Annotated in this window: 18 protein-coding genes; 4 read left to right on the top strand and 14 right to left on the bottom strand. The window is 72.2% G+C overall.

Features of this window, described 5'->3' with window-relative positions:
- Positions 1–2: 2 nt before the first annotated feature.
- Positions 3–1,640, bottom strand: coding sequence for a TIGR04028 family ABC transporter substrate-binding protein (locus tag OHA68_RS26865; protein WP_327102725.1), 1,638 nt, complete (start codon positions 1,638–1,640; stop codon positions 3–5).
- 72 nt (positions 1,641–1,712) lie between these two features.
- Positions 1,713–1,961, bottom strand: a complete 249-nt coding sequence (locus tag OHA68_RS26860) for a hypothetical protein (protein ID WP_327102724.1) — start codon at positions 1,959–1,961, stop codon at positions 1,713–1,715.
- 279 nt (positions 1,962–2,240) lie between these two features.
- Between OHA68_RS26860 and OHA68_RS26855 the strand changes: the two genes are divergently transcribed.
- From OHA68_RS26855 to OHA68_RS26840, 4 genes are all read left to right on the top strand, one after another.
- The gene (locus OHA68_RS26855) at positions 2,241–4,112 is read left to right on the top strand and encodes a serine/threonine protein kinase (RefSeq protein WP_327102723.1); all 1,872 of its coding nucleotides are present in this window, start codon (positions 2,241–2,243) and stop codon (positions 4,110–4,112) included.
- Between the two features lie 26 nt (positions 4,113–4,138).
- Positions 4,139–6,484: a hypothetical protein gene (locus OHA68_RS26850; protein WP_327102722.1), complete on the top strand. Its 2,346-nt coding sequence runs from the start codon at positions 4,139–4,141 to the stop codon at positions 6,482–6,484.
- Positions 6,485–6,489: 5 nt separating this feature from the next.
- Positions 6,490–8,400 carry a serine/threonine-protein kinase gene (locus OHA68_RS26845; protein ID WP_327102721.1) on the top strand — a complete coding sequence of 637 codons (1,911 nt, stop codon included), beginning with the start codon at positions 6,490–6,492 and terminating at the stop codon, positions 8,398–8,400.
- Between the two features lie 126 nt (positions 8,401–8,526).
- Positions 8,527–9,564, top strand: coding sequence for a glycoside hydrolase family 19 protein (locus OHA68_RS26840; protein WP_327102720.1), 1,038 nt, complete (start codon positions 8,527–8,529; stop codon positions 9,562–9,564).
- Positions 9,565–9,595: 31 nt separating this feature from the next.
- Here OHA68_RS26840 and OHA68_RS26835 read toward each other — a convergent pair whose 3' ends face one another.
- The 12 genes from OHA68_RS26835 to OHA68_RS26780 form a co-directional block, all read right to left on the bottom strand.
- The gene (locus tag OHA68_RS26835; RefSeq protein WP_327102719.1) at positions 9,596–9,985 is read right to left on the bottom strand and encodes an RrF2 family transcriptional regulator; all 390 of its coding nucleotides are present in this window, start codon (positions 9,983–9,985) and stop codon (positions 9,596–9,598) included.
- 5 nt (positions 9,986–9,990) lie between these two features.
- Positions 9,991–10,923 carry a sulfite exporter TauE/SafE family protein gene (locus OHA68_RS26830; RefSeq protein ID WP_327102718.1) on the bottom strand — a complete coding sequence of 311 codons (933 nt, stop codon included), beginning with the start codon at positions 10,921–10,923 and terminating at the stop codon, positions 9,991–9,993.
- Between the two features lie 62 nt (positions 10,924–10,985).
- Positions 10,986–12,734, bottom strand: coding sequence for an ABC transporter ATP-binding protein (locus OHA68_RS26825; protein WP_327102717.1), 1,749 nt, complete (start codon positions 12,732–12,734; stop codon positions 10,986–10,988).
- Positions 12,731–13,525: an ABC transporter permease gene (locus OHA68_RS26820; RefSeq protein WP_327102716.1), complete on the bottom strand. Its 795-nt coding sequence runs from the start codon at positions 13,523–13,525 to the stop codon at positions 12,731–12,733. The genes OHA68_RS26825 and OHA68_RS26820 overlap by 4 nt, the downstream gene beginning before the upstream one ends.
- A 1-nt stretch (position 13,526) precedes the next feature.
- The gene (locus OHA68_RS26815; protein WP_327102715.1) at positions 13,527–14,432 is read right to left on the bottom strand and encodes an ABC transporter permease; all 906 of its coding nucleotides are present in this window, start codon (positions 14,430–14,432) and stop codon (positions 13,527–13,529) included.
- Positions 14,429–16,021, bottom strand: coding sequence for an ABC transporter substrate-binding protein (locus OHA68_RS26810; protein WP_327102714.1), 1,593 nt, complete (start codon positions 16,019–16,021; stop codon positions 14,429–14,431). The genes OHA68_RS26815 and OHA68_RS26810 overlap by 4 nt, the downstream gene beginning before the upstream one ends.
- Complete coding sequence (locus tag OHA68_RS26805) at positions 16,018–17,115, bottom strand: LLM class flavin-dependent oxidoreductase (protein WP_327102713.1); 1,098 nt, start codon at positions 17,113–17,115, stop codon at positions 16,018–16,020. The genes OHA68_RS26810 and OHA68_RS26805 overlap by 4 nt, the downstream gene beginning before the upstream one ends.
- Positions 17,112–18,146: an LLM class flavin-dependent oxidoreductase gene (locus tag OHA68_RS26800; RefSeq protein ID WP_327102712.1), complete on the bottom strand. Its 1,035-nt coding sequence runs from the start codon at positions 18,144–18,146 to the stop codon at positions 17,112–17,114. Before OHA68_RS26800 ends, OHA68_RS26805 begins: the two co-directional genes overlap by 4 nt.
- The gene (locus tag OHA68_RS26795; protein ID WP_327102711.1) at positions 18,143–19,360 is read right to left on the bottom strand and encodes an LLM class flavin-dependent oxidoreductase; all 1,218 of its coding nucleotides are present in this window, start codon (positions 19,358–19,360) and stop codon (positions 18,143–18,145) included. The genes OHA68_RS26800 and OHA68_RS26795 overlap by 4 nt, the downstream gene beginning before the upstream one ends.
- Positions 19,357–20,682 (bottom strand): NtaA/DmoA family FMN-dependent monooxygenase, encoded by a 1,326-nt coding sequence (locus tag OHA68_RS26790; RefSeq protein ID WP_327102710.1) that lies wholly within the window; start codon positions 20,680–20,682, stop codon positions 19,357–19,359. Before OHA68_RS26790 ends, OHA68_RS26795 begins: the two co-directional genes overlap by 4 nt.
- A 115-nt stretch (positions 20,683–20,797) precedes the next feature.
- Positions 20,798–21,304: a flavin reductase family protein gene (locus OHA68_RS26785; protein WP_189139603.1), complete on the bottom strand. Its 507-nt coding sequence runs from the start codon at positions 21,302–21,304 to the stop codon at positions 20,798–20,800.
- Between the two features lie 341 nt (positions 21,305–21,645).
- Positions 21,646–22,971, bottom strand: a complete 1,326-nt coding sequence (locus tag OHA68_RS26780; RefSeq protein ID WP_327102709.1) for a lanthionine synthetase LanC family protein — start codon at positions 22,969–22,971, stop codon at positions 21,646–21,648.
- Position 22,972: the final 1 nt, after the last annotated feature.

The raw sequence follows: 22,972 nt of genomic DNA, 5'->3' as shown, positions 1-22,972 counted from the left end.
CTCTAGTCCTGGTTCGACTTCCAGGCCGAGTAGAACGCCGGCCTGGCGACCGCCTCGAACGCGACCCCGTGCACGTGCGGCGCCCCGCCGTACACCTGCGGCTCCTCGAACAGCGGGATCGTGTAGCCCTGCTCGATCACGTAGCGCTGGATCTCGGCGACCTTGGCGTTGCGCGCGGTGGTGTCGGGCTCGGCCGACTCCTGCTCCAGCAGCCGGTCCAGCTTCTCGTCCTGGGAGAGGATGACGTCGCGGTTCTCGCTGTGGAACTGACTCTTGATCACGTCCTGGTCGGCACGTCCGACCATGGTGTGCGCGAGCGCGGTCTTCTCGGCGTCCTTGATGTCCACGGCCTGGGTGCCGGCGTCGGCGGGACGGATCTCCAGCTTCACGCCGAGCTTGGCCCACTGCTGGCCGATCAGCTCCAGGGTCTGCTTCGACAGCGGCTGCGGGCCCGCGACGAACACGCCGAGCTGCAGTTTCACGCCGTCCTTGGCGCGGATGCCGTCGGCGCCGCGCACCCAGCCGGCCTTGTCGAGCAGGGCGTTGGCCTTGGCCGGGTCGTAGGCGAGCTCCTTGGACAGATCCACGTAGCCCTGGGCGAGATGGCTGAGCACCGAGGTGGCGAGCGGATAGCTGGGCGTGAACAGGGTGTCGACGACCTCCTTGGCGTCGGTCCCGGCCTGCAGCGCCTTGCGGACGTCGAGGTCCTTCAAAATGCTGTTGCCCGGCCGCAGGTACAGGCCGTTGTTGACGCCCCTGGTCGGCTCGGCGTAGATGGTGTGGCCGGCGCTCTTGACCGTCTCCTCGTCGTAGGCCTGCACGTAGCGGACGAAGTCCGCCTGGCCGGAGGTCAGCGCGCCGACGCGCACGTTGTCCTCGGGCGTCACGATGACCTTGATCTCGTCGAGGTAGGCGCGCCCCTGGTGCTGCGACGACTTCGGCGCCCAGTTGTAGTCCTTGCGGGCGGTCAGGTCGATCTGCTTGTCGATGACCTGGTTCTTGACCGTGAACGGTCCGGACCCGGCGATGTTCTTCAACTGGCACTGCTCTTCGTACGGCAGCGAGATCGTCTTCTTCGAGACCAGGCCCGCGCCGATGACCGACGTGCCCTGGAGGAAGCCGGGCGAGGGCTTGTCGAAGAAGAACTTCACGGTCAGGCGGTCGACGACCTCGCTGCGCTTGTAGTTGTTGACGAACTCGGCGACAGGCAGCTTCAGCTTGTCGTCACCGAGGCCGTACACGTCGAAGTTGGCCGCGACGGCCTCGGCGTCGAGCGGGGTGCCGTCGCTGAAGGTCACGCCGTCACGCAGGTGGAAGGTGTACTCGGTGGCGTCCTTGCCGACCTCCCACTTGGTGGCGATCCAGGGCTCGATCTCCAGCGTCTTCGGGTTCTGCCAGGTGAGCTTGTCGGTGATCTGGTTGAGGATGCCGCCGTTGGGATAGAAGCCCGCGGCCGGCAGGTAGAGGCAGGTCGGGGGCTGGTGCTCCAGGTAGGTCAGGGTGCCGCCGTACACGGGCTTGCCGTCGGTGCTCGCCTGCTGAACTGGACCTCCACCGCCACCGCAGGCGCCGAGGAGCCCCACGACGGTGAGCATGGCGACGCCGGCCGCGATCGTCGACCGCGGTGTGGATGATGACATGAGGAATGGCCCTTCTTGCATGAGTGGGGGACGTACCGGATTTATCCGGCACGTCTACCTAAAAGGTGGGGGTCAGTCGCGGACGGTCCGCCAGAAGCGCCACCGGGAGACGACCTCGGCCGTCCGCTCCTCCGGCTCGGCGTCATCGTCGGGCAGGTCGTACCAGTGGGTGTCACCTGGGTACGGATCCGCTTGCGAGGCGGCGCGCACGGGCGGGCCGGCGGGCGGAACGTGCCGGAGAGCGGTCACGGGGTGGTCCTCACGGATCAGCGACATGCGCGGGCAGCGGAGGTCGGGGAGAGCGTGAGCGGCATCGGTCACGCCGGGTGGGGCGCCTTCCTGATCAACGACATCGCGCGCTGGCGACGCGACCGAAGTCCACGTGCGCGCGTCTGATGAGGTTGAGACCCTGACTCATGCCGAGAACCTATCGCGCGAGGGCTCACAAAGTCAACTTTTCCTACTAGCTTTGCATGAAATCCTTGGCCACTGGGTGACACCACCGCATTACACTGGAAAAGTTACATGGTGGATCTTTCGTCCTTCGAGGCCGGTAGCCGATAATCAGGGCCGTCAACTGTCGAAGAAATCGCCGAGGCAATGACCACTATCGGTTCTCTTCAGCCAGCCGATCCGACGGAGATCGGCGGGTTCTCGCTGCTGGGGCGGCTGCGGGAGGACGACCTCGCCCTGGTGTTCCTGGCTCGGGCCGTTGACGACGCCCAGGTGGAGATCGCCTGGATGCAGGCCGGATCGGCCGGCTTCGAGACGATCGCCGCCTCGCTGACCGACGTCAGCGCCCCCTCGCTGGCCCGGGTGATCGCCACCGGGGTGCTGGCGGACCGGCCGTACCTGGTGAGTGAGCACGTCACGGGCTCGCCGCTGCAGGAGGTCGTGGCTCGGGCCGGCCCGTGGCCCGGGCCGGCGCTGCACCGGCTGGGCATCGCGATGGCCTCGGCCCTGGTGGGACTGCACCAGCGCGGCGTCACGCACGGCGACCTGCGCCCCGGCACGGTGCTCGTGGACGCGGACGGGATCACCGTGACCGGCTACGGCCTGTCCGGTCTCGGTACGGCCGACTCGGCCGAGGTGGCGACGCGGGCGCTCGGCCATCTCGCCTACACGGCTCCCGAGCAGGTCACCGGAGGGATCGCGGGGCCGGCGGGGGACGTGTTCGCCTGGGCCGCCACCCTGCTGTTCGCCGCCACCGGCGCGCACGCCTTCGAGGGCGAGTCGATGGCCGCCACCGTCAACCGCGTCGCCCAGCACCAGCCCGGACTGGAGGCGCTCGAAGAACACCTGCGCCCGATCGTGGCGGCGTGCCTGGCCAAGGATCCCGCCCAGCGGCCCGAGGCCGGCGAGGTGCTGCTGCGGCTGGTCGGGCACTCGACCCGGACGGTCATGGGCGACCAGGCGCCGGCCGCGCCCCGCCGGACACCCTGGCCCGTGCCGGCAGCCCTGGCCACCCTGGCCGCCGGCGGCGTGGCGGTGGCGGTGGCCGCCGCCGTCACGGGTCACGTGGTCGCCGAGCGGGTGGTCACGACGCCCGCCGCCGCGGTGGTGCCGACGGTCTCGCTGCCCGACCTGTCGGCGACCGCGAGCGGCCCCGCCACCCTGCCGTCGCCGGCCACCACGACGCGGGCGAACGGCATCGGCCTGACCCTCCACGAACACCCCGACGACCTGCAGCGGATCGTGGCCTACCGCAACGAGCGCGGCACCTGGCTGCGCTCCGGCAAGAACGGCGAGTTCGTCGACGCGGGTGTGCGAGCCGATGACGTGGCCGCCGCGCCCAACGGCTCCTGGTACGCACTGCTGGCCAAGACCGAGCTCACGCTGATCGCCCGGGTGAGCGGCGAGCGGTTCACCGTCCGGGTGCCGAAGCGATCCATCTCACCGGTGTGGGATCGCGGGTCGTCGCGGCTGCTGCTCACGCTGACCGCGAAGGGCAAGGACCGGCCGCCGACCGGGTTCGCGGTGGTGGACGCGGCCACCCGCGCGGTCCGTACGGTGGACACCGACGAGCGGCGGCACAAGGGCTCCGGCGCGTTCGGCTGGATGCCTTCCGGCGACCAGGTGGCCGTCACCTACACCGGCGGCTCCGACACCGGCCTGCGCATTCGTGATCTGGAAGGACGACAGGTGCGGACGATGTCGTGGACCGGGGCGAGCATCGGCCGGGCGCTGACCTCGCCGTCGGGCCGGCTGCTGATGACGGACTGCCCCAGCGGCGGCTCCCAGTGCGCGTGGGACCCCGCGACGGGCGCGCGGGTCGCCACGTACGTGAACACGATCAAGAGCGCGGAGAACTGGGGCTGGTACGACGACGACCACCTGATCATCCTTGACCCGAACAAGAAACCGGTCGAGTTCCTCGCCATGGACTTCCGCGACGGCAACCGCCGCCTCCTGGCCACTCTGACGACCGAGGACAACACCGCCGGCCTGCGCCTGGCCCGGGCGGCCCGATGAACCCCCCACGCCCGGACCCGGAAACCGTGAACCTCGAACCCCCGACCCCCCAGAACAACGAGCCCCCCGAGCCGGAGACCGTCAACGTCAGATCGGCGACCCCGGAACCCCCTGACGGGACCACCGAGCCGGAGACCGTCAACGTCAGATCGGTGACCCCAGATCCCCCGAACGGGACCACCACCGAGCCGGAGACCGTCAACGTCAGATCGGCGGAGGCCCTGGACGGGGCGGCCGGTGGGCAGGGGGCCGGGGGTCTGCGGTCGGGTGATCCGGAGCGGGTGGCTGGTTATCGGCTGACCGGCAGGCTGCATGTGAGCTGCTGTGACGTGGTGGATTACCTGGCGGTGGCGCCCTCCGGCAGGACGGTGGTGCTGCGCCGCTACGGCAGGCCGGCCGATCGGCGGCCCGCCGCCCCCGGATGGGCCGAGCGGATGCGGCAGGCGGCCCCCGTCGGCACGGTCGCCGTGCTCGACTCGGGTGCCGACTTCGTGGTCACCGAACACATCGAGGGCGGCTCGCTGGCCGGCCAGTCCGCGGCGGAACCACCGGGCGAGTCGGCGCTGCGCCGCCTGGCGATCGGCACCGTCACGGCCCTGGCCGCCGTGCACCGCGCCGGACTGGCGCCCGCCGGGATCCGGCCGAGCCGGGTCCTGCTGGGACCGGACGGCCCCCGGTTGCTGTGCGCCGTACCGGAGATCCACGATCAGGTCGGCGGGTCGCACGACACCTCGCCGATCCGGCTGGACCAGCCGGCCTGGCCGGCCCCCGAGCAGTTACGCACCGGCACCGACGCGGACCTGGACCCCCACCGACCGGCCCGCCGAGCCCGAGCCACCGGCCCGACCCACCCCTCCGGCACCGCCCGAACTACCGCCCGACTCCGGACCAACGACCAAGCCGAAGCCGCCCAAGCCGAAGCCGAAGCCGAGGCCGAGGCCGCCGACCGTGCGGTCATGGCCGTCGACGTGTACTGCTGGGCCGCCACGATCGCCTACGCCGCGGCCGGCCGCGATCCGTTCGCCGCCGACAGCGAAGCGCAACGGCTGGCGCGGATGGCGGAGGGCGCCGCCAGTCTGGCCGCAGTGCCCCAAGGCGGGGTGCGCGACCTGCTGGCCGACTGCCTGGCGGACGCCCCCGCCGCCCGCCCGACCGCCGAGGAGGCGCTGCTGCGGCTGGTCGAGGAGACCGGCCTGGCCGCCCCGCCGGACCTCGCCACTCCCCCGAAGCCGCCCAGGCGGCCCGGCCGCGCCCTGCTGATCACCGCCGCGGGAGTGACGATCGCCCTGGTCGCCGGCGGCACGTCCGCCGCGTTGACGCTGGCGGCGGCGCCCGAACCCACCCCCAAGCCCACGGTCGCCGCCCCCACGGCCTCGTGGTCGGCCCGCTCGGTCTCCCCCCTGCCCACCCCGCCGGCCAACGGCACCGAGCTGACGCTGCCCGGCGGGCTCGGCACCGCCTACGAGAACCCCGCCGACCCGGTCCGGCTGACCTCGTTCCGGGTGGACGAGAGCCGCCGCTACGTACGCGATCCGCGGACCGGCGCGTTCAACGACGTCGGCCCGCACACCGTGGCGGCCGAGCAGTCCCCCGACGGCCGCTGGCTGGCCTCCTTCAACTCCCTGTACGCGGCGACCGACGACCATCTGGCCGTGTCCTTCGTCGACCGCCTGACCGGTGCCCGCTTCAGCGTGCCGGCCCTGGGTCCGCCCTATCAGAGCCTGACGCTGTCCTGGTCCCGGGACAGCAGGCGGGTGCTGCTGACGGCGCAGCGGATCGAGCCGATGAACGGCGAGGACGTGCCCCTGACGGCCGGGTACGTGATCGTGGACGTGGCGGCCCGGACCGCGCGGTTCGTCCCGACCGGCGACGGCGGCGAGGTGAAACAGGCGGCCAAGGCGTCGGACGGCCGGGTGAAGCCCATCGAGCACCACGCGGAGTACCGGTGGACACCGGACGGGCGCTCGGTGATCTCGAGTTTCCTGACCGCCGAGTGGGGACAGGGGGTGCGCATCCGCGACGCGGACTCCGGCCGGGCGACCCGCATGATGCACTGGACCGGGGAGGTCCAGGGCATGGCCGACTGGTTCTCCCCCTCGGGCGAGAAGTTCGTCACCGGCGGCTGCGCCAAGGTCCTTTCCGCCTGCGTCTGGAAGACGGCCGACGCCTCCCGCCTGCACAACGTGCCGCTCCTCAAGGGCGCGGGCTTCTACGGCTGGTACGACGAGAACCACCTGATCGTGGCCGCCTCCGTGAAAAAGGGGCAGCGCGGCATCTTTGTGACGGAAATGTCGGGCAAGCCCGTCCGGGTGCTGGCCATGATCAACGCGTCCGACGACGTGGTGGTCGACATGCGTTACACCAGGGGGTAGCGGCCGTGTCGCTGCCCGACGACCCTGTCAAGATCGGCGACTATCGGGTGCGCGGCAGGCTCGGCGCCGGCGGGCAGGGCGTGGTCTACCTGGCCGAGTCGCCGGCCGGTCGCCCGGTGGCCGTCAAGGTGCTGCGTGCGCCCGACGAGGAGGCCGCGGCGCTGCTGCGCCGCGAGGCCGAGATCCTGCCGAGGATCGCCGCCTTCTGCACGGCGCAGGTCCTCGAGGTCGGTACGGCCGACGGCGCGCCCTACGTGGTCAGCGAGTACGTCGAGGGCCCCACTCTGCAGCAGGCGGTGGCCGCCCGTGGACCGCTGCGCGGGCGCGAGCTGCACCGGCTGGCCGTGGGCACCATCACCGCGCTCGCCGCCATCCACCGCGCCGGAGTCGTGCACCGCGACTTCAAGCCGGGCAATGTGCTGCTCAGCCCGGAAGGGCCGCGCGTCATCGACTTCGGCATCGCCCGCCCCGCCGGCGTGGCCGACGTCCCGGGCGAGGACCTGATGGGCACCCCGCCCTACATGGCGCCCGAGCAGTTCAGCCTCGGTGTGGGCGGGCCGGCCGCCGACCTGTTCGCGTGGGCCTCCACCATGGTGTTCGCCGCCACGGGGACGCCCCCGTTCGGCACCGGCGCGCTGCCCGCGACCATCAACCTGATCATGCACGCCGAGCCCGACCTCGGCCCCCTCGACGCCGACCTGCGCGAGGCGGTCGCCGCCTGCCTGGCCAAGGACCCGGCCGACCGGCCCGCCGCCCGGCAGGTGCTCCTGCACCTGCTCGGCCGCCCGGCCGAGACCGCCACCGGCGCCACCTCCCCGCAGGAGCTGACCGCCGGAGCCACCAGGGCCGCCGTCACCCAGCCGGACAGGTGGCCGTCCCTTCCCGTGCCGTTCCGCGAACCGGGCCCGCGCCGGCGGCGCCTGGTGATCATGGCCGCCGCCCTGGCGACCGTGCTCGTCGCGGGATCCGTCACCCTCGCCGTGCTCAGGCCGGGGGCGGTCACCCGCGCCACGAGCGGGCCGCTGGCCACCGACACCCGCGCGGTCAAGGTCCCCGGGCTGGGCGCCACGCTGCACGAGCATCCCTCCGACCCCATGCGGATGACCTCCTTCCTGCACGGCAGCACGCAGCTGAGTGAGGGGCTGGCCTTCAGCGCCGGTCTGCGTGCCGTCGACGGCGACACCTTCCTGCCCTCGACCAGCCGCATGCTGCCGCTGATCTCCCCCGGCGGCGACCGGACCGCCGCCGTCCACGAGTCCCCCCAACTGGCCGCGGAGAACGCGGGCGGGGTCCGGTTCACCGACCGTGACCTCGGCGGCGAGTTCTGGGTGCACGTGGTCGACCCGCCGCTCGCCCTGCGGAACGCGAACTGGAGCGAGGAGGGCGATCGGCTGCTGGTGACCGTCTTCGACACCGCGGCCGAGAACCGTACCGTGGGCTTCGCCCTGGTGGACGTCGCCGGGCGCACCGCGACCGTGACCCGGCAGGGCGCGCCGGAGTCCGGCAAGGCGAACTACGTGTGGGGGCCGGACGAGGGGACGGTCGCCCGCGCCGCCGGCGCCGACCGGGTCAGCATCCACGCCCTGGACGGCAGCGTGCGCCGTACCATCGAGCAGGCCGCGCTGACGGACGGCGAGACCCCGCACTTCTCGGCGGGCCGGCTCGCCGCCGGGTGCCCCGGCCTGACCGACACCGCGTGCGTCATCGACGTCGCCACCGGACGGCGACTGTCCACCCTGCCGCTGCCCGCGGGCGGGAAGATCTGGTTCTGGTACGGCACGGACCACCTGGCCGTCTACACCGAGAAGAGCGTCCCGCCCCGGACCCAGGCCATCGACCTCACCGGCAGGCCGGTGCGCGTGCTCGCCGAGTTCACCGATGGCACGGCGTGGACCGTGCACTACAGCACCGGCTGACTCCGCTTTTTTGGGCCTTGTTGTGGCGATGAGTCATGGCTATTGTCAGGCACCAATCTCTTAGGAAACTTTCCTAAGAGATTCTGAGAGGGTGATTGGGTGTACAAACAACGCATTTTTGCCGCCATGTCGGCTACGGCGGTGGCGGGCGCGCTGACCTTCGCGCTGCCGATGTCCAGCGCCTCCGCCGAGGCGTGCGCCGCCGCGTGGAACTCCGGCGCCGTCTACACCGGTGGCGCCTCCGTCTCCCACAACGGCCGCAACTACTCGGCCCTGTGGTGGACGCAGGGCGAGACCCCCGGCGGCGCGGCGGTCTGGGCGGACAAAGGCGGCTGCAGCGGCGGCTCGACCACCCCCGGTTGCAACCACCCGAACTGGGCGGCGGGCACGTGGTACCCCGCCGGCTCCATCGTCCGGTTCACCGACGGCCGGTACTACCGGGCCGAGCACGACAACCCGGGCTACGACCCGACGATCAGCACGTGGTACTGGGACCCGTACACCTGCGGTGGCGGCACCGACCCCACCGACCCGCCGGACCCGTCCGGGTTCGTGGTGAGCCAGGCGCAGTTCAACCAGATGTTCCCGGGCAGGAACTCCTTCTACACCTACAACGGGCTGACCAGCGCCCTCAGCGCCTACCCCGGCTTCACCAAGACCGGCAGCGACACCGTACGCAAGCGGGAGGCCGCGGCGTTCCTCGCCAACGTCGGCCACGAGACCGGCGGCCTGGTGCACATCGTGGAGCAGAACACCGCCAACTACTCGCACTACTGCGACCCCGGCCAGCCCTTCGGCTGCCCCGCCGGCACGTCCGCCTACTACGGTCGCGGGCCGATGCAGCTCAGCTGGAACTACAACTACAAGGCCGCCGGCGACGCCCTCGGCATCGACCTGCTGGGCAACCCCTATCTGGTGCAGACCGACTCCGCCGTGGCCTGGAAGACCGCGCTGTGGTACTGGAACACCCAGAACGGCCCCGGCACCATGACCCCGCACAACGCCATGGTCAACGGCCCCGGCTTCGGCGAGACCATCCGCAGCATCAACGGCGGCCTCGAGTGCGGCGGCAGGAACCCCGCCCAGGTGCAGAGCCGCATCACCGCCTACCAGCGGTTCGTGCAGATCCTCGGCACCACTCCGGGCGACAACCTGTCCTGCTGACGAGCCCTTCCGAGCCCTTCCGGCGGATCGGTCACGGCGGCGGGCCGCCGGAGGTCATGATGTCGGCGAGGGTGATCTCGCGGAGCAGGGTGTGCTCATGGTCGTGCAGCCGCGCCCAGATCTCTTCGAGGGGCGCGGCTGCCTTGGGGAACGGCTTGGCGGCCTGCTCGACGCCCTCGGTGACGCGGATGACGTCGGCCAGGGAGATCTCCCCGGGCGAGCGGGCGAGCCAGTAGCCGCCGTCGGGGCCGCGCTGGCTGTGGATGAGCCCGGCCCGGCGGAGTTGGAGCAGGATGTTGTCGCAGAAACGGCGTGGGATGTCCTGCGAGGTGGCGACCCATTCCGCGTGGACTGGGCCGCCTGCCTCCGCCAGGGCCAACATGGCTCCCAGCGCGTACTGGGTGCGTGCGGAGATTCTCACCGGTGTCAGGCGGAGGTCGTTTCCTCCTCGGACTTGCGGAGATCGGCCTCGATCGCCTCCACGGTCTCCTCGGCCTTGTGGCGGCGGTACTCCCGCACCGAGTAGGCCAGGGCGGCGGCCCACAGGACGGCGATGGTGAGGTAGGCCACGGTCTGGACGTTGCCGGGGGCGTCGATCCAGTCGCTGCGCAGCAGGGTGCGGACGTTGGTCAGGATGATGAGACCGCCCACGGCCGAGCCGAGGATGCGCGGCGGGATGTGGCGGACCAGCCAGGCGGCGATCGGCGCGGCGATGACGCCGCCGATCAGCAGCACGGCGACCCAGGAGAAGTTGATGTTCTCCGAGCCGATGCCGATGAAGAAGCCGACGCTGGCCGCGATGGCGACGATGAACTCGCTGGCGTCGATGGAGCCGATCACCTTGCGCGGGGCCAGGCGGCCGCTGGCCAGGATGGCGGGGGTGCCGACCGGGCCCCAGCCGCCACCGCCGGTGGCGTCGACGAAGCCGGCCACCAGGCCCAGCGGGCCGAGGAAGCGGCGGCGCAGCGGCTTGCCCAGGTTGTCGCGCGGCAGGCCGAAGGCGGTGAAGCGGATGAGGATGTAGACACCCAGAGACAGCAGGATGATCGACATGACCGGGGCGGCGACCTCGGTCGACAGGTTGGACAGGAAGGTCGCGCCGGCGAAGGCGCCGATCCCGCCGGGGACGCCGATCCGGGCGACCACCTTCCAGTCGATGTTGCCGAAGCGCCAGTGTGAGATGCCCGAAGCCAGCGTGGTGCCGATCTCGGCCAGGTGGACGGTGGCCGACGCGGCCGCGGCGTTGGTGCCGACGGCCAGCAGCAGCGTGGTCGAGGTGACGCCGTAGGCCATGCCTAGGCTGCCGTCGACGAGCTGGGCCACGAAGCCGACCAGCCCGAGCAGAATGAGCGCTCGCACGACCTCCCCTTTCCTATGATTCCTACTGTACAAGTAGGAATCTAATGGTTATTCACGCACCGTCAAGTCACGTTTACGTCTCGCGCCCCGGGCAGCCGGGGCACGGCGGCCACCAGCGCCCGCGCGTAGGCATGCCGCGGGCGGGTGAACACCTGCTCCACGTCGCCTTCCTCGACCACCTGGCCGTCCTTCATGACCAGCACCCGGTCGCTGACGTGATGCACGACACCCAGGTCGTGGGAGATGAACAGCATGGCGGTGCCGTACTCGGCCTGGATCTCGGCGAGCAGGTCGAGCACCTGAGCCTGGATGGAGACGTCGAGCGCGGAGACGGGCTCGTCGCAGACGAGCACGTCCGGGCGGGGGCCGAGGGCCCGGGCGATGGCGACGCGCTGCCGCTGCCCGCCGGACAGCTCCCTGGGGTGCCGGCCGGCCACCTCGGGGCCGAGCCCGACGCGGGCCAGCAGGTCGAGCACCCGGTCCCGCCGCTCGCCCCGCGACAGCGACCGCGACCGCGACGCCGACGCCGACAACGACGCTGGCACCGACAGTGACAGCGGCTCGGCGATCAGGCGGCCGACGGTGTGGCGGGGGTCGAAGGAGTCGAGCGGGTTCTGCGAGATGAGCTGGATCCTGGGCCGCAGCGGCCGCCGCCCGCGCTCCGGCACGCCGCTCCACGGGCGCTGGTGCAGGCTGACCCGCCCGGCATCCGGTTCGAGCAGCCCCAGGGCCAGCCTGGCGAGCGTGGTCTTGCCCGACCCGGACTCACCGACGATGCCGAGCGTCTCCCCCTCGTGCAGCACGAAGGAGACCTCGTCCACCACCGTGCGCGCCCCGTACGACTTCGACAACCCGACCCCGGCGAGCACCGGCCGGCCCCGCCCCACCGCACGCCCCATCCCCGGCGGCTCCCCCACCGCACGAACGCCACCCCCGACCAGGGGAAGTTCAGCCGCCGTGCGCGCGCCGGCTCCCACCAGGGGTGGGGCGGTCGACAGGGGGGTGCCACGGGAGGCGGCCGAGGGCACGGCGGCCAGCAGCGAGCGGGTGTACGGGTGCTCGGGCGCCGACAGCACCTGGCCGGTGGGCCCCTCCTCGACGGTCCGGCCGTCCTTCATGACCAGGACGCGGTCCGCGATCGAGGCCACCACCGCGAGGTCGTGGCTGATCAGCAGCAGCGCGGTCCCGCCGGCCTTGCGCTCGGCGAGCAGCCGCAGGATCTGCGCCTGTACGGTCACGTCCAGCGCCGTGGTGGGCTCGTCGGCGATGATCAGCTCGGGCTCGGCCGCGATGGCCGAGGCGATCAGCACCCGCTGCCGCAGCCCGCCGGACAACTGGTGCGGATACTGCCGCGCGCGAGCCGCCGGATCGGGCACGCCCACCGAGGCGAGCAGTTCCAGCGTCCGTTCCGTACGGCGGGCCCGCGGCACCACGTCGTGCACCGCGAGCACCTCCCCGATCTCGGCGCCCACGGTCCGCAGCGGATCGAGCGAGACCAGCGCGTCCTGCAGCACCAGCCCGGCGAACCGGCCCCGCAGCCGCCGCCAGTCCCCCGGTCCGAACCCGAGCGCGTCCCGCCCGGCGATCCGGAACGCCCCGGCCCGTACGACCGAGCCCGGACCGGCGAGGCCGAGCAGCGACCGGGCGGTGACGCTCTTGCCCGACCCGGACTCCCCCACGATCGCCACGCACTCCCCGGGGGCGACCGACAGCGAGATGCCGCGCACCACCTCGGTCCCGCCGAAGCTCACCCGCAGGTCCTCGGCGGCCAGCAGCGTCCTGACAGCGGGTGGCGCGGCGTGCACGGTCATGGCGTTCTCCCTTCGAAACGGCGCTGCAGGCGCCGCCCGACCACGGTCAGGCAGACGACGGTCAGGGTGATCGCGATCCCCGGGAACAGCGCCTCCCACCAGGCGACCCGCAGGTAGTTGCGGGCCTCGGAGAGCATCGCGCCCCATTCGGCGGCCGGCGGCTGCGGCCCCATGCCGAGGAAGCTGAGCCCGGAGGCGGCGATGACGGCCGTGCCGAGCCCGATCGTGGCCAGCACCGGGATCGGCCCGAGCACGTTGGGCAGCACGTGCCCGGCGGTGATCGCGAGCCGGGAGCGGCCGAACGTGACGGCCTGCTCGACGTAGGCGGCGCGGCGGACCACGAAGGTCTGGGCGCGGATCACCCGGGCGTAGTTCGGGATCTGCGCGACGGCGATGGCCACGATGACGTTGACCGTGCCCGGCCCGGTGATGGCGATGACCAGCAGCGCGAGCAGCAGCTCCGGCAGCGTGGACAGCACGTCGAACGAGCGGGCCAGCGTCTCGTCCAGCCACGTGGGCGACAGCCCGGCGGCCAGGCCGAGCAGCACGCCCGCGGTCACGGCGAGCACGGTGGCGGTGACGCCGATGGTGAGCGAGTGTCGTGCGCCGTACACCACCCTGGACAGCACGTCCCGGCCGAGATGGTCGCTGCCGAACCAGTGGTCCGCGCCCGGCGGCGCGAGCGCGCGCAGCGGATCGGCCGCCAGCGGGTCCACACCGGTGATCAGGCCGGGCGCGGCGACGGCCAGCGCGAGCAGCACCAGGAACGTCGCGGGGACGAAGATCCGCACGTCAGCCCCCGATCCGCGGGTCGATGGCGCGGTAGGAGAGGTCGAGCAGCGTGCTGATCGTCACGTACACGGCCGCCGACAGCAGCACGACGGCCATCACCACTGGCATGTCCCTGCCGGTCACGGCCTGCATCGCGATCTGCCCGAGGCCGGGGCGGCCGAACAGCACCTCGGTGATCACCGCGCCGCCGAGCAGCGCGCCGGTGAACCAGCCCGCCAGGGTCACGGCGGGGAGCAGGGCGTGCCGGAGCGCGTGCCGGGCGACCAGCGCCCGCTCGGTCAGCCCGCGCGCCCTGGCGGTGACGGCGAACGGCTGCTCCAGCGCCCGTTCCAGCCCGCCGCGCAGCACCTGGCCGAGCACGCCGGCGATGGGCAGGCCGAGCGCGAGCGCGGGCAGCACGAGCGCCTGCGGCCCCGCCGCGCCGGAGACCGGGAACCAGCCGAGCGTGAAGGAGAACACCGACAGCAGCAGGATCCCGATGAGGAAGGGCGGCACCGACACCGACACCAGCTCGGCCGCCGAGGCGGCGCCGCGCAGCCACCGCCCCCTGCCCGCCGTGGCCACCGCGATGACCCCGGCCAGCGTGACCCCGATGGCCGCCGCCGCGAGCGTGAGCTGGGCGGTCGGCCCGGCCTGGGAGGCCAGGATCTCGCCCACCCCGCGGTCGAGCTGGTAGGAGCGGCCGAGATCGCCGTGCAGCAGCCGCCACAGGTAGTCCAGGTACTGGACCGCCTCCGGCCGGTCGAGCCCCCACTCGGCGATGATCTCCGCCCGGATCTCCGGGGTGTCGGCGCCGTCGCCGACCAGGATGTCCACGGTGTCGCCGGGAGCCAGCAGCAGCGCCAGGTAGGACGCGGTGGCCGCCGCCCACATGACGGCCAGCCCCGTGCCCAGTCTCTTGATCACGTGCCGATCCGGACGTCGTAGGCGCTCGCCGGGGTGCCGGAGCCGCGGTCGAAGCCGAGCCCCTGGACGCTCTTCTGGGCGGCGATCTGGTCGGCGGGGACGTAGATCGGGAACACGATCGCCTTCTCGGTCACCACCGCCCGCTGGACCTTGGTGTAGAGCTCCTTCCGCTTGGCCTGGTCGGAGGTGGCGGACGCCTGCCCGAGCCACTTCTCCACCTGGAGGTCGGTGAAGCGGGTGCGGTTGATCGCGCCGTCGCGCGGCAGGATGAGGTTGAGCGCCGCCCCCACGTCGGAGTCGCCGCGCGAGTTCTCGAAGATCTCGTACGCGTTGTCGTCCACGGCCTTCTGCGCCGTTCCCTGGTCCACGATCTTGACCTGGAAGTCGATCCCGGCGCTCTGCTTGACCTGGGCCTGGATGGCCTGGGCGAGGACGTCCCTGCGGTCCCTGACGTAGGGCGCGGCGGAGACGCTGCGCACGGTGAGCCGCTTGCCGGCCTTGACCCGGAAGCCCTCGGCGTCACGCTGTCTCCAGCCGGCCGCGTCGAGCAGGGCGTTGGCCTTGGCCGCGTCGCCGCCGAAGGTCTTCTCCAGGGAGGCGTCGTAGAACGGGCTCGCCTTGCCGACCACGCTCCACGCCCTGGTGGCGGTGCCCTGGTACACGGCCTTGAGCACCGCGTCCAGGTCCACGGCCTCCCGGAACGCCTGCCGTACCCGCTGGTCGTCGAAGGGGGCGTGGTCGGTGTTGAAGTAATAGGAGAAGGCGGTGCCGGAGTTGAGCGCGGTGGTCAGGGTCAGGCCGGGGTCCTGCTCGATCAGGGTGACCTCGGTGGCCGGGACGCCCTCGATGACCTGCACCTGGCCGGAGGTGAGCGCGCCGACGCGGACCGCGGCCTCGGGCAGGAAGCGGTAGGTGATCTCGGACAGGTGCGCCGGACCCTGGTGACCGGCGCCGGCGGGCGGCCACGTGTAGGCGGGGTTACGGCGGTAGTGGATCTCCTGGCCCTGTACGTACCGGTCGAGGATGAACGGCCCGGTGCCGACCAGGTCGGGGCCGCCGAACCGGACGTCCTTGGCCTCGCGCAGCGACTTCGGCGACACCTGCCCGGCGAGGGGTGAGGCGAGGAAGTCGAGGAACAGCCCGTCCGGCTCCTTCAGCGTGATCTTCACCGTGGTGGGCGACACCACCTCGGCCTTGTCGAACGCCCTGAGCTGGATCGCGGCCACGGCCGGGTTGTAGCCGGACTCGCGGAACTGGTCGAGGTTGGCCTTGACCGCCGCCGCGTCGAACGTCGTGCCGTCGTGGAACGTCACGTCGTCGCGTAACTCGAAGGTGTAGGTGAGCTCGTCGTCCGAGACCTTCCAGGAGGTGGCGAGCCAGGGCTGGAACGAGCCGTCCTCGGCGCGCGACACCAGCGCGTCGAACTGGTTGAAGACCAGCAGCCTGGCCTTGTTCTGCGCCCACAGGTGCGGGTTCAGCGTGATCGGCTGGGTTTCGATCGCCCAGGTGAGCGAGGTGCTCGCGGCCTGCTGGACGGGTTGTGCCCCGCAGGCGGTGAGCAGCAGGGCGAGCACGACCAGACGTCTCATCGCCGGCCGTCCCAGGCCTTGGCCAGCAGCTCGTAGGAGCGCACCCGGTCCGCGTGGCCGTGCGTGATGGTGGTGATCAGCAGCTCGTCGGCGCCGGTCACCCGGCGCAGCACCCCGAGCCGCTCGGCCACGTCCTCCGGCGAGCCGACGAACTGCGTGTCGGTCCGGTCCTTCACCAGCTCCAGGTCCTCCTCGCTCCAGACGTGCGCGTCGGCCTCGGCCGGGCTGGGGTACGGCGGGGCGCCCACGCCGGTCCTGATCCCGCGCACCCACAGCCCGTACGGCTTGGCCAGCTCACGGGCCGTCGCCTCGTCCTCGGCCACCACCGCGTCCGCCGACACGATCACGTACGGCTCCGCCAGCACGTCGGAGGGCTTGAACGCCTGGCGGTAGGCCTCGACCGCCTCCAGCACGCTGGACGGGCTGACGTGGTAGTTGGCCGCGAAGGGCAGCCCGCGCTCGCCCGCGACCCGGGCGCTCTGCCCGCCGCTGCTGCCGAGGATCCACACGGCCACGTCGGCTCCCTCGCCGGGCACGGCGTGCGCCTGGTGGGTGCCGCGCAGGAAGGCGAGGACCTCGTCGATCTGCTCGGCGAAGTCCGGCGTCCGCGCCCCCGGCTGCTGGAGCAGGCCGGCCTGGTAGGCCAGGTGGGGGCTCTTGAAGAGCTGCGACCAGTCGAACGCCTGGGGGATGAGCAGGCCGTCCACGATGCGCGGCGGCGGGGCGGGCGGTGGGGCGCCCTGCTGGGCGAGCTCGTTCCTGCGCTGCCCCGAGCGGCCGACGCCCAGGTCCAGCCGCCCCGGATAGAGCGCGTCGATGAGCCCGAACTGCTCGACCACCGACACCGGTGTCTGGTGCCCGAGCTGCACGGCGCCCGAGCCGACCCGGATCGAGCCGGTGGCCGCCGCCACGAGCGCGATCAGCACGGCGGGGGCCGAGCTCGCCACGCCGGGGGTGAAGTGGTGCTCGGCCAGCCAGTAGCGGCGGTAGCCGTACTCCTCGGCCCGTTGGGCGAGGTCGATCGTGTTGCGGAGGGCGTCGGCCGCGGTGCCTCCGGAGGTGATGGGGGCGAGGTCGAGAATGGACAGTGTCATGAGGTTCCTCCGGGGAACGGCCTGCTGGGGATCTCCGCGCGCAGCACGGGCGCGATCTCGGCCTGGAACAGCTCCAGCGCGCCCCGGTGCTGCTCGGGAGTGAGCCCGTCGGCGTCGGCGTGCAGGTGCATCGCCTCGTGACCGAACCGCTTGTGGTAGCGCAGCACCTTGTCGATGATCTGCTGCGGACTGCCGACCAGGATGGAGCTGCGCTCGATGGCGTCCTCCAGGGTGGGGAACTCCGGCCGCACGCCGAGCCGGGCGAACAGCGCCAGGCGGGCCTCGTAGATCGGGCGGTAGGTCTCGATCGCCTCCTGCGAGCTGCGGGTGGCGTAGTAACCGGCGCTGCCGGCGCCGACCAGCGCCTCGGCGGGATCGTGGCCGTAGTGCGCCCACCGCTCGCGGTAGTGCTCGATCAGCTCGGCGTACGGCTCGATGGGGTTGCTGACGTTGGCCGAGAACAGCGGGTCACCGTACTTGGCGGCCAGCTCCACCGACTCCTTGCTGGTGGCGCTGCCGTGCCAGATCCTGATCGGCCGCTGCAGCGGCCGCGGCCAGGTCTCGGCCTCGGTCAGCGACGGCCGGAACCGGCCCTCCCAGGTGACCTTGTCCTCCCGCCACAGGCGCCGGAACAGCTCGTACCCCTCGCGGTTGCGCTCCCACTGGTCCTCGGCGGTGACGTGGAAGAGCTGCGCCTGCGCGGCCCCGTTGCCCTTGCCGATGATCAGCTCCAGCCTGCCGCCGGAGAGGTTGTCGAGCGTCGCGTAGTCCTCGAACGCGCGCACCGGGTCGAGCAGGCTCAGCGTGGTGACGGCGGTGAACAGGCGGATCGTGGACGTCCTGGCCGCGATGTGGCTGAGCACCACCGGCGGCGAGGAGGACAGGAACGGCCGCTCGTGCCGCTCCCCCACCCCGAACCCGTCGAAGCCCAGCTCCTCGGCCAGGACCGCGTTGTCGACGACCTCGCGCAGGCGCTCGGCGTGCGATCTCTCGTCGTGGTGCGCGATCAGGGTGATGGCCAGAAATTTCATCGAACCTCCGCATACCGACCGGCCGGGCGCGGCAGGCCGAGCAGTCCGCGCAGCGTGCGGGACTCGTACTCACGTCTGAACACGCCGCGCCCGCGCAGCTCGGCGGTCAGCCCTCGGGTGATCTGCTTCAGGTCGTACGGCACCGCGCCCGGTCGCAGCCGGTAGCCCTGGATGCCCGCCCGCTGCCACACGATCAGCAGGTCGGCCAGCTCCGCCACGGTCCCGGTGAAGATCGCCGCGTCGGAGTCCAGTGCGGCGCCGTCCAGGTCGTCGAGCCGGGCCTTGCGCGCCGCCGCGTCCTCGCCCAGGAGGACGAGCAGGTCGGCGAAGATCCGCACCTCGCCGGACAGCTCCCGGATCTCGGCCACGATGCCGGCGGCCTCCTCGGCCGAGTGCGGCGTGACGTAGACCACGTCGGCGGCGCCCGCCGCGAACTCGTACGGGATCCGGGCGTGCGCGAGCGCCGTGACCACCGGCTGGCCCTGCGGCGAGCGCGGGGTGATCGACGGCCCCTTCACCGAGAAGAAGCGCCCGGCGAAGTCGATGTAGTGGAGTCTGTCCCGGTCGACGAACCGGCCGGTGGGCACGTCGCGGATCTCCGCGTCGTCGTCCCAGCTGTCCCAGAGCCGCCGGGCCACCTCGACCGCGTCGGCGGCCTCCTCGAACAGCGGCCGGATCCGCTCGTCGTCGCGGGGGTCCAGGGGCGGGAACCGCCGGCGTCCGAAGTGCCGCGCCTCGGCGGCCCGGCCCGAGATCTGGGGCCGCCAGCCGGCCCGGCCGCCGCTGATGTGGTCGAGCGTGGCGATGCCGATCGCCACGTGGAACGGCTCGGTGTGCGTGACGGTGGCGGTCGGCACCAGCCCGATCGAGGTGGTGAGCGGCGCGAGCCGCGCCGCCAGCAGGACCGCGTCGAACCGGCCGCGCACCTGGTCGACCCGCTCGTCCGGCCCGTCGAACCCCGCGGACTGCAGGCCCAGCGCGTCCTCGATGGTGACGAAGTCGAGCAGGCCGCGCTCGGCCTCGGCCACCAGCCCCGCCCAGTAGCGGGCGCTGAAGAGCTGCGACGGCCGCGCGGGCGACTCCCGCCACGCCGCCGGATGCCATCCGGCCCCGTCCAGCGCGACAGCCAGGTGCAGCGCCGAAGGCTGGGCCGGATGTTGTGCCGGAGGCTGTGCGGGGCGCTGGGCCGGAGGCTGTGTCGGGTGGTCGGTCATGTCAGCTCCAGGTGGTCGCGCAGCGTGCCGCCGGTGTACTCGGTGCGGAAGACGCCGCGCTCCCGCAGCAGCGGCACCACCCGGTCGACGAACTCGTCCAAGCCGCCGGGGGTCAGATGCGGCACCAGGATGAAGCCGTCCGCGGCGTCCGCCTGCACGTGCTCGTCGATCTGCCGCGCCACGCTCTCGGGGGTCCCGATGAACGTCTGCCGCCCGGTCACCTCGATCACCAGCTCGCGGACGGTCAGTCGCTTCTCGTCGGCGATGGCCCGCCACTTCGCGGCCAGGGACGCCCGGTCGCCGTGCGCGGCCCGCCCCTGCGAGACCCCGTCCGCCAGGTTCGGCTCGATGTCCGGCAGCGGGCCGTCCGGATCGACGGCAGACATGTCGCGGCCCCACACCTGCTCCAGGAAGGCGATCGCGGTCTGCGGCCCGACCTGCAGCCGGCGGATCTCCGCCGCCCGCTCGGCGGCCTCCTCCTCGGTGTCGCCCAGCGCGTACGTGGCCGCCGGCATGATCTTCAGCGTGGCCGGTTCGCGGCCGTACCTGGCCAGGCGGCGCTTGACGTCTGCGTAGAAGGCCCTGCCGTCCTCCAGGGTGCCGTGCCGGCTGAAGATCACGTCCGCGGCGGAGGCGGCGAACTCCCTGCCCTCGCCGGAGTCCCCGGCCTGGATGATCACCGGATGGCGCTGCGGGCTGCGGGGCAGGGTGAACCGGCCTTCGACGGTGAACTGCTCGCCCTGGTGCTGGAACGCCCCGACGTCGCCCGTCCGGACGAACCGGCCGGAGTCCTGGTCGGCGACCAGCGCGTCCTGCTGCCAGGAGTCCCACAGCTTCCGCGAGAGCTCGACGAACTCGCCGGCGCGGCGGTAGCGGTCGGCGCGGTCGAGGTAGCCGCCCCGGCGGAAGTTCTCGCCGGTGAAGGCGTCGGAGCTGGTGACCACGTTCCAGGCGGCCCGCCCCTCGCTCAGGTGGTCGAGCGTGGACAGCCGCCTGGCCAGCTCGTACGGCTCGTTGAAGGTGGCGTTGACCGTGCCCGCTAGGCCGAGCCGGTCGGTGACGGCGGCCAGCGCGCTCAGCACGGTGAGGGCCTCCGGCCTGCCCACCACGTCGAGATCGTGGATGCGCCCCTTCAGCTCGCGCAGCCGCAGCCCTTCGGCCAGGAAGAAGAAGTCGAACGTGCCGCGCTCGGCCGTTCTGGCGAGATGGACGAAGGAGGCGAAGTCGATCTGGCTGCCGGAGCGCGGATCGGCCCAGACCGTGGTGTTGTTCACCCCGGGGAAGTGCGCGGCCAGGTGGACGCGCTTACGTGGCCGGGTCATCGGGACCACCGGGTCGTTGATCGAATGGACAGGTCAAAACGGGCATGCCGAAATAAGCGGGGCACCAAAGCTCCCTAGGACAAGGCGGAGAAACGTCAGGGTCAGCGGAGAGACGTCAGGCTTGGGCGACGAACCGGCCGAAGCGGCCGCTGTGGTAGAGGAGAGGGCGGGCCGGACCGCGCACGTTCGCCTCGGCGACCAGCCCCACCACCAGGATGTGGTCGCCCACCTCGCGGGTCTCGTACGGCAGGCAGATCAGGTGCGCCGACACGTCCTGCAGCAGCGGCGCGCCCAGCGGGCCCGGCCGCCACCGGGTGGGCTCGGCGAAGCGGTCGATCCCCTTGCGGGCGAACCGCGCCGCCACGTCGGCCTGGTCGCCGGCCAGCATGTTGACCGCGAAATGGTCGGCCGTCCGCAGCGACGGCCAGGTGCTCGAGGAACGGTCCACGTAGAAGGAGACCAGCGGCGGCTCCAGGCTGACGGAGCAGAACGACGTCGCGGTCAGCCCCACGGGGAGCCCTTCGCTGAGCGCGGTGATCACCACCACGCCGGCGGGATGGACGGCCAGCGCCCGCCGGAAGCCGTCGGCGTCCACCGTGCGGTCAGGGAGCGTGTCCGTCATGACTGCGCCACCTTCGGCTCGGCGGCGTCGTCGTACAGGGGCGTTGCGGCGGGGAATCGGTCAGAGGTCATGATCACGAGATGGGTCCTCACGGGAGAGACGCCTCGCCCGCGGTAAGCGCACGCGGGAGGCAGGACGTCGGTGAGGGCGTGAGCGCCGTCGGCCACGCCAGGAGAAGTCGGAGGGAAGGAACGTCTTCGTGATCAACGACACTGCGCGCTGATGACGTGGCCGAAGTCCACGTGCGCGCGCTTGGTCAGGTTGATGCCCTGGCTCATACCTGGAACGTACGCTTCACTCCGGACAAAGTCAACATTCCCTACTAGCTTTACATGAAAAGCTCACGACTGGGCGGCGGGCACCGGGATGGCGGGGAAGGGGTTGTCGGGCAGCAGGATGCCCCTGCGCGCCTGCTCCGGCTTCATCGCGGCGTCGAAGTGGAGCAGGGCCGCGCCGATCCCGGCGGCGCCGACCAGGTAACCGGTGTCCGCCGACACCTCGCCGGGCCGCAGCCGCCGATAAGCCTGGTACCACCGCATACCCAGCCCGTCATAGCCGGTGGCGCGGCCGATGAGGTGGGTGGCGAGGGTCTCGGCGTAGGTCGCGTACAGCGTGCGCCCGGTCGCCGCCCACAGCCCGACGAACAGCTCCAGCAGGCCCGCGGCGCCGCAGCACTGGCAGGCCACGTTCCAGAACCCGGCCGTCTGCCGGTGCGGGGCGCCGCTCTCCATGATGCCCCGCGCCAGCCGCTCCACCCAGTCGAGGTGGCCGGGGTCGCCGGTCGCCCGGTGCAGCTCGTAGAACATCCGGGCCACGCCCGCGGAGCCGGAACAGAACCCCAGATAGTGCAGTTGCCTGCCCTGCGGCACGTGGTGCGGGACCACGGCGCACCGGCCGGCCACCACGCTGACCTCGCGCACGAAGCCCGCTCCCCGCAGTGCGCCCTCCAGGAAACGCCCCTCGCCGGTGCGGGCGTACAGGCGGGCCAGCAGGAAGGCGGTGCCCGCCGTGCCGGACAGGAAGCCGGGCGTGACGGCGTCCTCGGGCAGCCCGGGGCAGTCGCCGAAGCGGTGGCCGGGCACGGCCAGCTCGGCGATCCGCTCCCCCGCCGAGAGCGCGGTCTCCTCGTAGGCGGACACGCCGAGCACCGTGGCGGCCCGCAGGAGGCCGAGCACGATCCCGCCGTCGCCACTCTGGGCGGGGTCGCCGGTCCAGCCGAGACCGCCGCCGAACGGGCGCGCCGCCTGGACGATCCGGTCCGCGGCGGCGACCGCCGCCTCCTCGAACCGCTCCTCGCCGAGCACCCAGCCGGCCTCGGTGAGCGCGACGACGATGCCGGTGAGACCATGGTAAAGAGACAGGTCAGCCTGGTCCTGCCAGGTGGCGGCGAGATAGCGGGCCCCGGCGCGGGCGTCTTCCAGGTAGGCCTCGTGGCCGGTCGCGGCGGCGAGGTCGAGGAAGAAGAGCACGATGCCGGCCGCCCCGGTGTAGAGGGAGGCGGGCTCGGTGTCGACGGCCGCTCGCCCCCGGGGGTCGGGGTTGGCTCGCCAGTGCCGCCCGCGTTCGTCGTCGACCGCGGCGGAGCGAATCCAGCGCCCGGCCATGATCGCGGCGGTCATCGGTGTCTCGACGTGGTCGCTCGGTGAGCGGGTTCTGTCCAAACCCATG

The sequence above is a fragment of the Nonomuraea glycinis genome (genome assembly GCF_035920485.1).
Taxonomy (GTDB): Bacteria; Actinomycetota; Actinomycetes; order Streptosporangiales; family Streptosporangiaceae; genus Nonomuraea; species Nonomuraea glycinis.
Note: the sequence above shows the minus strand (reverse complement) of the source record. Positions and strands in the feature narration are given on the sequence as shown.

Bases quoted from the DNA above. Each gene is read 5' to 3' on its own strand.
- OHA68_RS26825 (WP_327102717.1), bottom strand. From the start codon at position 12,734: ATGACCGTGCACGCCGCGCCACCCGCTGTCAGGACGCTGCTGGCCGCC.
- OHA68_RS26785 (WP_189139603.1), bottom strand. From the start codon at position 21,304: ATGACGGACACGCTCCCTGACCGCACGGTGGACGCCGACGGCTTCCGG.
- OHA68_RS26865 (WP_327102725.1), bottom strand. From the start codon at position 1,640: ATGTCATCATCCACACCGCGGTCGACGATCGCGGCCGGCGTCGCCATG.
- OHA68_RS26790 (WP_327102710.1), bottom strand. From the start codon at position 20,682: ATGACCCGGCCACGTAAGCGCGTCCACCTGGCCGCGCACTTCCCCGGG.
- OHA68_RS26810 (WP_327102714.1), bottom strand. From the start codon at position 16,021: ATGAGACGTCTGGTCGTGCTCGCCCTGCTGCTCACCGCCTGCGGGGCA.
- OHA68_RS26795 (WP_327102711.1), bottom strand. From the start codon at position 19,360: ATGACCGACCACCCGACACAGCCTCCGGCCCAGCGCCCCGCACAGCCT.
- OHA68_RS26840 (WP_327102720.1), top strand. From the start codon at position 8,527: ATGTCGGCTACGGCGGTGGCGGGCGCGCTGACCTTCGCGCTGCCGATG.
- OHA68_RS26805 (WP_327102713.1), bottom strand. From the start codon at position 17,115: ATGACACTGTCCATTCTCGACCTCGCCCCCATCACCTCCGGAGGCACC.
- OHA68_RS26855 (WP_327102723.1), top strand. From the start codon at position 2,241: ATGACCACTATCGGTTCTCTTCAGCCAGCCGATCCGACGGAGATCGGC.
- OHA68_RS26800 (WP_327102712.1), bottom strand. From the start codon at position 18,146: ATGAAATTTCTGGCCATCACCCTGATCGCGCACCACGACGAGAGATCG.
- OHA68_RS26780 (WP_327102709.1), bottom strand. From the start codon at position 22,971: ATGGGTTTGGACAGAACCCGCTCACCGAGCGACCACGTCGAGACACCG.